At 37.6% G+C, this 14,109-nt stretch carries 6 protein-coding genes; all 6 read left to right on the top strand.

Going from position 1 to position 14,109, the window contains the following annotated elements:
• A partial coding sequence (gene secY, locus WQ54_RS16955) for a preprotein translocase subunit SecY (RefSeq protein WP_046585746.1) occupies positions 1–732 on the top strand: 732 nt, incomplete at its 5' end.
• Between the two features lie 477 nt (positions 733–1,209).
• Complete coding sequence (locus WQ54_RS31990; protein WP_052737847.1) at positions 1,210–4,404, top strand: glycoside hydrolase; 3,195 nt, start codon at positions 1,210–1,212, stop codon at positions 4,402–4,404.
• A gap of 800 nt (positions 4,405–5,204) precedes the next feature.
• A complete protein-coding gene (locus WQ54_RS16945) occupies positions 5,205–7,748 on the top strand; it encodes a TIM-barrel domain-containing protein (RefSeq protein WP_046585744.1) in 2,544 nt (847 codons plus the stop codon).
• Between the two features lie 85 nt (positions 7,749–7,833).
• Positions 7,834–8,673, top strand: a complete 840-nt coding sequence (locus WQ54_RS16940; RefSeq protein WP_046585742.1) for a hypothetical protein — start codon at positions 7,834–7,836, stop codon at positions 8,671–8,673.
• 100 nt (positions 8,674–8,773) lie between these two features.
• On the top strand, positions 8,774–10,585 hold the full coding sequence (locus tag WQ54_RS16935; RefSeq protein WP_046585741.1) for a glycoside hydrolase family 66 protein: 1,812 nt from the start codon (positions 8,774–8,776) through the stop codon (positions 10,583–10,585).
• A 184-nt stretch (positions 10,586–10,769) separates the two neighbouring features.
• The gene (locus tag WQ54_RS31985; protein ID WP_052737846.1) at positions 10,770–13,949 is read left to right on the top strand and encodes a CBM35 domain-containing protein; all 3,180 of its coding nucleotides are present in this window, start codon (positions 10,770–10,772) and stop codon (positions 13,947–13,949) included.
• The last annotated feature ends 160 nt before the right edge of the window (positions 13,950–14,109 follow it).

Below are 14,109 nucleotides of genomic sequence, written 5' to 3'. Positions count from 1 at the left end.
GCAGCAGGAATTCCCTCAACGATCAACCAAATATATGCACAGCAATTCCAAGATGCCGGTGACCAGCTATTCATCCGAATAGTTACAGTTGCCATTCTTGTATTGGCTATATTAGCCGTTATCGTTGGGGTCATCTTCATCCAACAAGCACTTCGTAAGATTCCAATTCAGTACGCTAAGCGTTCTGGGGCTAACAATATGAGCGGCGGGCAAACAACCCATTTGCCGTTAAAGGTTAACCCTGCTGGCGTTATTCCTGTTATCTTTGCGGTGTCATTTATTATTACTCCACCAACGATAGCAGCCTTTTTTGGTCCTAATGATGTGACGGATTGGATCCAGAAAACATTTGATTACACACAGCCTATAGGGATGATAATCTATATCGCATTAATTATTGCTTTCACATACTTCTATGCATTTGTTCAAGTGAACCCTGAGCAGATGGCAGAAAATTTGAAGAAGCAAGGCGGCTATATACCTGGTATCAGACCGGGTAAGAATACGCAGGAGTATGTTACAAAGGTATTATATCGTTTAACTTTTGTCGGTTCTCTTTTCTTAGCAGTTATAGCTGTTCTTCCTGTTTTCTTCATTAAATTCGCTGACCTGCCGCAATCTGCACAGATTGGCGGAACAAGCTTGTTAATCGTTGTCGGGGTTGCCCTTGAAACAATGAAACAGCTTGAAAGTCAGCTAGTGAAACGTCATTATAAAGGCTTTATTAAATAGAATAATATAGGAAACTCCTAGATTGCTGGAGAATAGCTTGAAAAATAGACTGTCGTGTTAAATATGGCAGTCTATTTTTTTAGGTATGGTTTTAACGCCTTTAAGATCGCTTATTCAATTTGAAAGGATCAAAATAAATTACACTTTTATCAAAAGATTTTCTATTTCTTTAAAAATGTAAGCGTTTAAAATTAGAGGTATATAATTGAAAATACATGAAATTAAGTAGTATGTAAAATTGCATGCTGTCATTACTATCATTCTTTCAATAAAATGAAACCCGTTTCAAAAATTTGTTTTTATTATTCTATAGATTTCATTTCATACTCTTTTTCTATGCATTACCTTTGAGGGGGTGATAGGTTCAGTAAGAAATCGCTCGTTTAAAAGAAAGACGAATTTGATCTTCAATGTAGCTAACAGGGTATGAAAGCCATCTTTTACTCTGGATGAACAAACGAAAGGGGAGGTTATTTGATGTTGCAAGAAGGGTTTATGAAAAAGTTATTCATTTCTTGTTTACTTGTATTCCTTATAACAGGAAGTATATTACCAGCTTTGCCTGCAGTGACAAAAGCGGAGGAGGCAGAAAATGAAGTGAGTTCCAATTCAGAGTACATAACACTAGATCCAAGCTATCAACATGAACCATTTGATGGTTGGGGAACGGCACTTGTATGGTTTGCAAATGTAACAGGCGGTTGGCCAGATGAACTTCGAAATCAACTTGCTGATGACCTATTTGGCGAGGAAGGATTGAATTTTAATATTGCTCGCTACAATATTGGCGGGGGAGATTCTCCTGAAACAGCGCCATATATGCGTAAAGGTGGAGCAGTCCCAGGTTATTGGAATCGACCTGCTGAATACGGTCCGCCAGAGGGGAATGCCGAAGAATGGACCGAGCAAGCAAATTGGTGGGATTCTGAAAATCCTGAGCATTGGAATTGGGAAGCTGACGCTAATCAGCGTTGGTGGGTAAGTGCAGCAAAGGCTAGAGGAGCTGATACGTTCGAGGCATTTTCAAACTCACCGCCATATTTTATGACGCAAAGCGGTTATGTATCAGGTAACTGGAATCCATGGGATGACAATATCAAGCCGGACCAATTTGGGAATTTTGCCACATACTTAACGACAGTTGTGGATCATTTACAACAGGAAATGGATATTGAATTTAAAACTCTTTCACCTGTAAATGAACCAAATACTGGATATTGGAGAGCGAAAGGCAGACAGGAAGGATCAAACTGGTCTCCAGCTTCGCAAGCTAAGATCATTAATGAAGTAAAAAAACAATTAGATGAAAAAGGTCTTAACACAGTTGTATCAGCTATGGATGAAACAAATCCGCAAAAATTCAGACAAAACTGGGAGCAATATGATCAAACAACTAGGAATAATATTGGCCAGTTAAACGTGCATACGTATGGTCCTACCCAGCAGATTGGTGCAAGGGATGTTGCAAAGGGAGCAGGGAAAAAACTGTGGATGTCTGAAGTAGACCTTAGTTCAGGCAGCGGACAAAATCATGAGGATATCATACCAGGTCTTGCCTTATCTCAGCGAATCACAACGGATATTCAACAATTAGAATCAGAAGCATGGGTGCTTTGGCAAGCGATTGAAGATGAAGTGAATATGAGCCCGGAACATGAAAATGGCAATTGGGGACTTATTCAAGTGGATTTTGCTCCAGCAAATTTCGAGGATGTAGAAATTTATAAAAACAAAAAATACTATGCAATGGGGAATTACAGCAAGTTTATCAGACCAGGATATCAAGTGATTAATTCTACTAACAGCAGCACATTAGCGGCAATAAACAAAGATGACTATTCTGCCGTTGTGGTATATACGAATTCTAGCGCAGAAGAGAAAGCGATCAATTTTGATTTATCAGGATTTGAAACCATAACAGCAAGCGCAAAGGCAACACCTTATGTTACATCTAACACGGATAATTTAGCTCAAAAATCTGATGTCATGATCTCGGATAAAAAGCTCTCAGCAGTCGTACAACCACAATCGATTACAACATTTGTTATTTCAGGTGTATCCGGTGTGAATAAGGATCATGTATTTTTGAACAATGACGAAGAATATAAATTTGTTAATAAAAACAGTGGAAAAGTACTAACTATCGGCCAAGATGGAAAATCAATTGTTCAAAAAACAAATATTCATGAAGAAGAAACGCAAAGCTTTCACATTCAAAAAATAACAGATGGATATAGCACAAAAGAAATCTATAAACTGGTGAATCCTGCTACTGAAAGCGTACTTGGTGTAGAGAATGGTTCAGTTGTGCTTCAAAACAATGAAGATTCAGCAAGTCAAAAATGGATGCTCTCAACCTATGGAAATGGTGAGTATACATTTATTAACGTACAAAGCGGAAGTTTGATAGAAGTAGGAGGAGAATCGAAGGAAGAAGGAGCAAAGGTTGGTGTGTGGAAACCGACTGCAGGTAACCACCAGCAATGGAAGGTTGTCAAAGCTGGTATCACCAAAGTAGAGCCAGTTGACGTTGTTGTGACAAAGAAAAAGACAGCACCAGTATTACCTTCTGAGGTAACAGCCATTTATGGTAATGGTGAAAAGGTCCAGAAAAAAGTAGTATGGGAAGAAATCGATCCAATGTTATATGCAAAGGAAAATATTTTCAAAATTGAAGGAACTGTTGAGGGAACAACAATAAAAGCTGTTGCAACGATAACAGTCAGTAAAATTGAAAGTATTGAACCGATAAAGGTAAAAACAACACCAGGTTACGCACCGATATTACCGGGCCAAGTAAAAGCAAACCTGCAAATTGGTACATCTGGATATGTAAAGGTTGATTGGGAAGAAATTGATCCAACTCTGTATGCAGATTTAGGTAAGTTCAAAGTTTCAGGCTCTGTTTCAAAAAGTCCAGTTAAAGCAATCGCCAATGTCCAGGTGACAGAACCAGCATTAGAAAATTTAGCCTTAAACCCTTCTGATTCCGGTAATGAGTACCCGAAAGTAACTGCTTCTTTTACTGGCCAATGGGATAGCACTAAGAATGTCAACGATGGCATTATCTCTAGTGCTAGATGGACGAATTGGGATCCAAATAACTGGAGAGAAGAAGATTGGGTTGCTGTTGAATTTGATCAAGAAGAAACCATATCACAAGTAAAATTCCACTTTTATGATGATAACGGCGGCACAAGGCCTGCAAAATCTTTGCATCTAGAATATTTTGATGGAACTGAATGGAAGGGGATTGAGGGAACTCAAACAGATGTTCAGAATAAGGAGCTAACCATTGACTTTGCTCCATTAGTAACGAAAACGATTCGCGCAGTCATGATGGCAAGGGAAGGTACTTGTATCGCCATTTCTGAGATGGAGGTATTAGGGATTGGTGATAAACATCATATTCCAGGTCAAAGCGGCGATGCAACATTAGAAACAATTCTTATTAATGGAAAACAAATAAAAGAATTTGATAAGGATACCCTAAAGTATAATGTTGATTTAAAGAAGAAAGATCAGGAAGTCCCAGCGATTGAGGCGGAAACAAGTAATTTATTTGCAACCTTCCAAATTGAAACACCTTCAACAATTCCTGGAGAAGCGGTTATCACTGTTACATCTGAAAATGGGAAGAATCGAGTGAAATATACTGTTTTATTTAATTAGAAAAAGTAATTTTTAAATCATATTTCAAAAGAAACGATATATGAATGGATAGACGATTAAAGAAGTATTAGAGAGTGAATAGTCAAAATTCTGGTGATGTGAGAGACCGGGGAGAATCTTCCATTTCCTATCCAATTTCAAATGGTGTTATTTATCTCACTATTAATCATTAATAAAAGACACCTTTTCCAAATAATAGATTTCGAGAGATTGTAAAGAGAAGTTCAATATTTTTATGAATCAGCCAGCACGATCTTCTTGCAAGATCGTGTTTTTTATTATTCTTAAAAAATGTTCAATTCATTCCATTTGTTTCAGAAAAGCTCAGCCATATTATAATAGAGATGCACTAAAAGACTTATTCCTCAATGAAAAGGATAATGAATTCATACGATTAAATTTTATGTTGAAATTAATATCCTGCAAATATTTTGGGGGATTTTTATGGTTAAGAATAATAAAAATAACAAGTTAGATTAAGAAGAAAGTGAAGGCATTTGTCCATTTAGTCAGTAGTAGTGTTCTTGAACAAGAAGAACACAAAGTCAGAAAATTAAGAAAATTAGTGCTAAATAACCAAAAAAAGTTTACAAAATGTGAAAATCTAGATACTATGCCTTATTTTCATTTTTTTTAACAAGCGTTTTCAAAGAAAAAGTATGCCGTTTTCAACCTTTAAGTACCAATGTTATTGAGATGATCTCCCTACTACGCTTTTTGATTTGATCGTTAGTTGACAGAAAATTCTACCATCGGTAAGATTCATCCGTAATCAAAAAATTTCATACGAGGTGAAAAAAATGCTCTCATCCAAAAAAACATTGCGAGTATTAGCTGGACTGTCTCTTGCAGCTACAGTAAGTTTTTCTACTGCAGTTCCAAGTGCTCTAGCGGTAACACAACCAGAGGCAGATACCCCTTTACAAAAGGAAAACCTCCAAAAGTTAAGTGTCCAAGGTGTCACTGAACTTTCAAATGGGGTCAAACTGGATTTAGGTACATACGAAGCTTACATTCGAATTTTTGCCAAAGATCTTGTAAAAGTTTCAGTATTAGAAAAAGGTGAAGAAGAATTTGAATCAAGAGGAATCGTGAAAAAAGAAAGTGAATGGAAAAGTGTGCCATTTAGTGCAAACGTTAGCGCAGATACCTACACCTTAAAAACAGATGAAATAATAGTTGAAATTAAATTGAAGCCGTTTGGGGTGAAATTCCTTGATAAAGAGGGGAATGTCATAAACGAAGACTACCTAAATCAAGGGGCAACTTCAGGTTATGAAAATGGAAAGCCTTACGTCTTTAAGAAAACGAATGAAGAAGAAGACTTTTACGGCTTTGGCGAGCAATCTGGGTTAGAAGTCAATAAGCGTGGAGACAGTATTGGATTATGGAACACAGATGCTTATGCATATAACAAGGATACAAAATACTTGTATACGTCAATTCCATTCTTTATTGGATTAAAAGATAAGAATGCATACGGTATTTTCTTTGACAACACACATCGTTCCTACTACGAAATGGCAAGTGAGTCTGATGATTACTATTATTTTTATGCAAATGGCGGAAAATTAACCTACTACTTTGCATATGGTCCAGAAATTGGCGATGTTATTGACCGTTACACTGAATTAACAGGTAAGATGGATGTTCCTGCAAAATGGTCATTAGGTTTACACCAAAGTAAATGGGGTTACACTCCAGAAGAAATTGTGAATGTTGCGAAAACATATCGTGAAAAGAACATTCCATTAGATACGATGCACTTTGATATTGATTATATGGATGGCTTTCGTGTGTTTACTTGGAACCAACAATATAAAGATGCGTTAAAACAACTAAAAGCGATGGAAGGCTTCCATGCGATTGCGATTAACGATCCGGCTGTTAAGCAGGATGAAAACTATAAAATTTATCAAGAAGGTACAAAAAATGACTTTTGGGCAAAAAATCCAGATGGTACTCCTTACATAGGTCCAGTATGGCCTGGAGATTCAGCTTTCCCTGACTTCTCAAAAGAAGAAGTACGTGATTGGTGGGCAAAGAATCATGATGTGTTATTTAACGAAGGAATTGATGGTATTTGGAATGATATGAATGAACCGGCTGTCTTCCGTGATGATGAAAAACATGCACATACAATGCCGCTAGATAATTATTTTGGTACTGAAGACAACAAAATTCTCCATACCGAGTACCATAACTTATATGGTCATGATGAGGCAGAAGCTACTTATAATGCGTTTAAAATGCACAAGCCTGGTACTCGTCCTTTCGTCTTAACACGTGATATGTATGCTGGTACACAACGTTGGGCTGCATTGTGGACAGGAGATAATTTCAGTAATTGGGAGCACTTAGAAATGTCACTTCCGATGAACATGAACGTAGGCTTATCTGGAGTTGCATTCGTGGGTAATGATATTGGCGGTTTCGCATCACGTCCTGATGCAGAATTATTTGCTCGTTGGATAGAAGTAGGAGCATTCTTACCATTCGCTCGTATTCACTATGATAGTGATGCAAAAGCAACGGTGAAACAAGGTCAAGAGCCGTGGGCATTTGGTCCGGAAGTAGAAAAAATCAGTAAGAAATACATTGAAATCCGTTATAAATTGCTTCCGTATTTATACAATGAATTCAAAGAAGCAGCAGATAGCGGGAAACCGATTCAGCAGCCGCTTGTCTATCAATTCCAAAATGATGAAATGACACATGATATCAGTGATCAATATATGTTTGGAGATTCAATGATGCTTGCTCCGGTCGTCAAACAAGGTCAAACCTCACGTGAAGTTTATTTACCGAAAGATGTTAGTTGGACAGATTATTGGACAGGCAAAAAATATGAAGGCGGACAGACGATAACTGTAGATGTACCGCTTGAACATATGCCAATATTCGTAAAAGATGAATCCATCATTCCAACCCGTGATGTCCAACAACACACAGATGAAAAGCCGCTTACAAATCTAGTACTTGACACTTATCTGGAAGAAAAGGCTACTTATTCATTCTATGAAGATGATGGTGCTACGGAAGATTATCAAAATGGCGAATATAACATAACTGATTTCAAGCTGGAACGGAAACCAAACCATGTTACATTTGAGCAAAAGAAAAAGGCTGCCAATTATATTGAAACAAAGCTGCAGCAGTACACATTAAAATTAAATAATGCAGAAAAGCCAACAAAAATTCAAGCTGGAAAAACGAAATATAAACAAGTTGGGTCATTAGAGGAAACTCAAGGTAATCTTAACACATTCTTCTATGATGAGAATGCAAAAGTTCTATATGTAAGCATTCCAGCAGATGAGGAGAAGAAGGTTCAAATCCGATAATTATTGATATGCACTTGGTCAAGAAGGAATAGAAAATAGTTCCTTCTTGCCATCCTTATTAAACATAGAAAGAGGATAGATTTTATTGAAAATGCGAAATGGAATTTCAGCTTGTATGATGACGGTTTCACTGATAGCCATACAATTTATCCAACCAATAGATCTAGCAATGGCTAAACAAGCAAAGGTAGAGGTCGGGAATGTTCATGACAATGAAGAGTCTAAAACACTCGAACAAACCGGCTGGGATAGAAGTTCACTATCTTTTATCGATCAAGAGGACAGTTGTTCCTGTATTTCAGCAACGATAAAAAATGGTGGGGACTCAAGAGCAATGCAGGATGAAGTGAAATTTGAGGTATACTGGTCTGCACAAGGAAATCCTAAAAATGGTGAAGTGGTGTATACCGGGAGTATTGACGCGTTAAATCCTGGAGAAACGAAAGAATTAATGTATCATCTTGATCAAAAAAGCGAACCAGGAAATTATATATTTAAAACCTATCAACGTCCAGGACATCCTGGAAAAGGAGAATTGTGGAGTGAATCCATATCTGTGGTAGAAAAGGCAGATTACTCAGAATTTCAACAACCACTTGATCAATTTTTTCACTCCAGTGTTGAAGCAGGGACAGCGACATTTACCGTTCCAGAAGGAATAAGACCTTTAGAAATTAGCTTTTCAAGCTATGTGTACCCTGAAGGAACAGTACCTGAAGAAGATGGTAAACCATATGAGGGCCAAAGGGTATACGACAGTTTCACAGATGTTTACGGGCCAGGTACATATACGATTACTGTCGATATTCCTGAAAATGAACTATGGCAGACGGATCTTTACTTAGGGTGCGTTATTGAGGAGCTGCCTGAGGGCGGGCATCCAATTGAAAAGATGATCGATGCTGATTATAGTTGGAAAAAGTAAGCAATATGCCGAAGCATAAAATGATAAGCAAGAAAGAGGAACTAGCTTGTTTGTTAGTTCCTTCAAATAGGGTATTGTTTACAAGTTGGGAGTAGATTTAATGTTTTCGAAAAAAGTGAATGTATTAATTTTCTTATCTATTATTCTTTTACTGTTAATCATAATAGGTGTAACAAAATACCCCTCTTCCTCTCCTCGTTACGATTCCAAAAAAGAAACTTCGTACATTATTCCCGAACATGCCAACATGATAAAAAATATTTCAACAGATAAAGCAGCCTATCATGTTGAGGAACCTGTGAAATTTACTGCTCAATTAACGAATAGACATTCAAATGGCAAGCTAATTATTACCTACTACCATTTAGGTAATATTATTTATAAGCAAGAAGTAAAGGTAACTGATAAGGAAGCCGAATGGGTATGGCAGCCTCCAATAGAAGATTTTAAAGGATATTTTGTTCATGTCCAGTATACTTCCAATACAAAACAGGATAGTCAAACAATTGCAGTAGATGTGTCAAGTGACTGGTCTACATTTCCTCGGTACGGATTTTTATCGAATTTTCAGGAGCTGTCGTTTAAGGAGATGCAGTCTGTGATATCCAGGTTGAACCGTTATCATATTAATGGATTGCAGTTTTATGATTGGCATTATAAACATCATCAGCCTCTTAAAATGGAAAACAATGAGCCTGTACCCTATTGGGAGGACATCGCTAATCGCTCCACATCCCTGCACACAATACAAACATATATTCAGTTAGCACATGAACGGAATATGAAGACAATGTCATATAATCTATTGTACGGTGCTTTTGCTGAAGCTGAAAAAGAGGGAGTTAAAACAGAATGGCGGTTATTTAGAGATCAGCAAGGACATGCACATGACTATCATGCTCTTCCAGATGAATGGCGAAGTGATGTGTTTATGGTGAATCCAGGAAACTCTGAATGGCAGAGATATATTATTGATCAACAAAAAAGTGTGTATCATGCTCTTCCTTTTGATGGCTGGCATATTGACCAGCTGGGTCCAAGAGGAGAGGTCTATGACTTTAAAGGAAATCATGTTGCAATAGATGATACATTCCGCCAGTTTTTAGAAAAAATAAAAAGTGAAACACTGGATAAACGGATCGTTATGAATGCTGTTAATCAATATGGTCAAAAGCAAATTGCAGAATCACCTATAGACTTCCTATATACAGAGGTATGGGATCAATACAAATATTATGGTGATTTAAAACGCATCATTGATGAAAATGGACACTATTCAGAAGGAACCAAAAATTCAGTCTTGGCAGCCTATATGAATTATGAATTTTCAAATCAGCCGGGGACATTTAATACACCAGGTGTGTTATTAGCAAACAGTGTAATTTTTGCAGCAGGAGGCTCTCATTTAGAACTTGGGGAACATATGCTGTCAAAAGAATATTTTCCGCATGAAAATTTAAAGATAGATCAATCTTTGCAAAGCAGTCTGATCAAGTATTATGATTTTCTTGTTGCATATGAAAACTTGCTTCGAGACAATCTGCAAGAGGTGCCAATATTGATTCGTTCACATGATCGGGTTCTTTTTTCTTCACATCCAGAACAAGGGAAAGTATGGTATTTTGCAAAACAAAAAGTGAATATGAAAGTCATTCACTTCATAAATTTCGCTGACACAAAATCGTTAGAATGGCGTGATACAAATGGAAGTCAAGCAGAGCCTCAAGAACGTAAGCGGTTAAGTGTTCAGTTGAAAGAGAGTAGGCGCGTTAAAAAGGTTTGGCTGGCTTCACCAGATATACAAAATGGAATTCCGGTCTTACTGTCATCTGAACAGGGAAATGAAGAGGTCCGCTTTACCATACCAAGTCTTAAGTACTGGGATATGGTCGTAATAGAGTATGAAACATAGCAAATAAAAGGTGTCTTTTCTTCCAATTAAACTCTTAGAACCGGAAGAAAAGACACCTTTTATCATCTCCTCAAATAAAAATCCAATAATAAGACACCAACTTTATAATATAAACGATTTTAATTGTTAGCGCTTTCAAACATAATGAATCTATCTTTACTAAATGAATGAGGAGGTTTTTTATTTGAGAATACGCTTAAAAAGTAGCAAAAGTAAGATTAGGGGTAAAAAGAAGAATGTAATCAGTAAGATTCCAGCTTTCTCAATCTTATCAACCCTTGCATTAGCAACCGCGATTACTGGTACGGCATCAGCGCAAGACAGTCAATTTACCAGGCAGGGGGCCGGTCCCATGTATTTTATGACATATGAGCATCAGTGGACGAAAAATACGTATATGCCTGAAAAACGATTGAAGGATAATATTGATTGGATGGCAAAGAACTTCCTGCCTTATGGATATGACATGGTATCAACAGATGGTTGGATTGAAGGTGCCACTTTACTAAATAAAAATGGCTATGTAGTAAGCCATAATGATAAATGGATGACCAACCCGATGAATATGGATGGAGCGGAGGAAGAAGTTGAGCTTGGCTCCCTTTTAAATGGTGACTTTGAAGAGGGAGTTGATGTTGGCTGGAAAGTTGAGACAGAGGCAATGTACGGGGTGGATGCAAATGATGCGTATGAAGGCTCTAAATTATGGATCTATGGACCTGAACCGCATACTGCTAAGGTATCTCAAACAGTGGAAGGTCTTGAAAATGGAAATTACACCTTAACAGCTCGAGTGAAATTTCCAAATGATGTTGAACATTTTGTGAATGGAACAAGCACAGCCAATATGAAGCTGATAAATTATTCCGATTTAATAGAAGGAGAGTCTGATTCAGAAAAAGTCGTTGAATTAAATGATGGGATAACTGACGAGTATGGAAAAGCTCGTTATGGACTTTTTGAATTGCAAGCAGAAGTATTGAACGGAAAGCTAACCGTTGAATTTAATATTGATGCAAAAGGAGAACACAGCTCTTTCCAACTGGATAATGTGGAGCTATATAAAACAGGTGAAAAGCCTGAAGAAGACAATGAGGATCACGAGCCTTTCCAATATCCATCTGAAAAATATCCGGATGGGCATACCTGGAAGTTCTGGGGTGACTACTTAAAGGGAAAAGGAATGAAATTTGGCATTTACTATAATCCGCTATGGATCAGCCCTGAGGTCGTAAAACATCCTGATAAATATATTGTTAAAGGAACGGAAAATAATCCAGATGGACCGACATATGTCGCTGATCTGATTGATCAGGGTGATCCAGATGATCCGACAGATGGTGACAGATTTAATGGCGGTCAGGGGAATGAGCGTGCCCTTTATTGGGTAGATGTAAATCATCCTGATGCTGAAAAATATATAAAAGGATATATTGATTTTTTTGCTGAGCAGGGTGCTGATTTTTTAAGGGTTGATTTCCTATCATGGTATGAAACAGGAACAGATGCAAATATAGGGACAGTTGGGGAAGCTCATGACAGAGCACTATATGAAAAATCATTAAAGTGGATGTCAGAAGCATCTAAAGAAAACAATGTTTTTCTAAGTCTTGTTATGCCTCACCTTAAAAACCATGGTGAACTTGAACATAAATATGGAGATATGATCCGTATAAATGAAGATACATTTACAGGAGGTTGGGAGCATATCAGCGGCAGACGTCAAGAGTGGAGACCCGGTTGGTCACAATGGGCGAATTCTTTCCAAGGATTTACTGGTTTTTCTGATATCGGTGGTCGTTCAAGCTTGATTTTGGATGGTGATTTTCTCAGATTGAATACATTCTCTGGTCCTTATGCTGAAAATGAGAAGAAAACAACGCTGTCACTTTATACACTTGCAGGATCTCCAATCGCCATTTCTGATCAATATGATACAATTGGCGCCAACTATCCGTATTATCAAAACACTGAATTAATTGAGTTTAATAAAATGGGTCTTGTTGGCAAACCAATTTATGAAAGTGCCGTTCATTATGGAGAGTCAAACAACAGTCGTGACAGCGAGCGCTGGGCAGGTCAACTCCCTGATGGTACATGGGTAGTCGGATTGTTCAATCGCCAAAATGAGAGCAAAACGTTTGATTTCAATTTTCAAAAAGAACTTGGAATTGAAAAAGGCCATGTTCGAGATGTATGGTCCCATCAAGATCTTGGTATTCAGTCTTCTTACTCTGTAACACTTGAAGCTCATGACAGCGTTGTTCTGAAAGTTGTCCCAGCAACTGCTGAAAAAGTGTTTGAAGCAGAAGCTGCAGCCTATTCTAAAGGGGTTGATTTCTCTAATGTAGTGGAAGGACATGCAGGGTTTGGTTATCTAAATGGCTTTAATGAGTCGGAAGAAAGCATTACTTATGCAATAAGCGCCCCTTCTAAAGGTGTATATAACCTGAATTTGAAATATGATGCAGATCAAAATAGTAAAGCAACAGTTCATGTAAAGGAAGAAAAGAGCGGTAAAAAGACCCTTTTAAAACAAGTATCATTTGAGGCGACGAATGATCAGTGGAAAGACGCAACTCTAGAAGTTGAGCTTGATGAAGGAACGAATCTTGTAAAGGTTGATTATGCTTCTGGTAACTTTAATCTTGACTCGATTACATTAGGAGAAGCGAGGAATAAAGAAATAGTCTCATCCTTAATAAATAGTGATTTCGAAGACGGGTTTGCCCATTGGAGCCGCAGCAATATGGTTAATCAATCCATTGTAGACGGATCCCTGCAAATTGTTGGTGCTGATACGTTTACTTCCGACCTCTGGCAGTATGTTGTTCCTAAGTCAGGTATTTATAAGTTGACTGCTGAAGTCAAACGAAGCGGTCAGTTTGAAGAAGCGTCTATCTATATAGAAAATGGTAAAAACAAACAAAGTGCAGAGATCCAAGAAACCGATGACATCAAAAAGGTCACCATTTCAGATATAGAAGTGTCTGATGGTGATATCTTGAAAATTGGAAATAGAGCGAAGACACAAGCTGGAGGTAAACTGACGATTGAAAATATTCAGCTCAGCCCTGCCTATCACAATCATTACTTTAAGATTGATCAGAAGAACATAAACAAAACTGAAATTGTACGTGACCTCAACATACCAACGAATACAAAGCTTTCTTCTTATCTATTGAGACTTACTGATCAATCAAGACCAAAATCGATTCAAGCTGCCGACAGTAAGTATAAGGCAGCAAACAGCCTTGATGAAATGACGAAAGAAAATGAAGCATATTTCTTTCAAGAGAAAGAAGGAATTCTCTATTTAACTATTCCTGCCGGTGAGATGAAAAAATTGCAAATTAAGTATTAGTTTTAAGTAGAGTAGAGATCGTCTCTCTACTCTATTTTTTAAGTGCGCCCAGCATGGGTGTAATCTATAGGGTGAAAGTCCCGAACTGTGAAGACAGAAGTAACAGTTAGCCTAACACAAGGGTGTCTATGGTGACATGGAATCTGAAGGAAGTGAGCGG

Origin of the sequence: Bacillus sp. SA1-12 (genome assembly GCF_000981385.1) — a bacterium.
Lineage (GTDB): Bacteria > Bacillota > Bacilli > Bacillales > Bacillaceae > Metabacillus.
The sequence above is the reverse complement of the archived record's forward strand: the minus strand, read 5'-3'. Positions and strand labels throughout refer to the sequence as shown.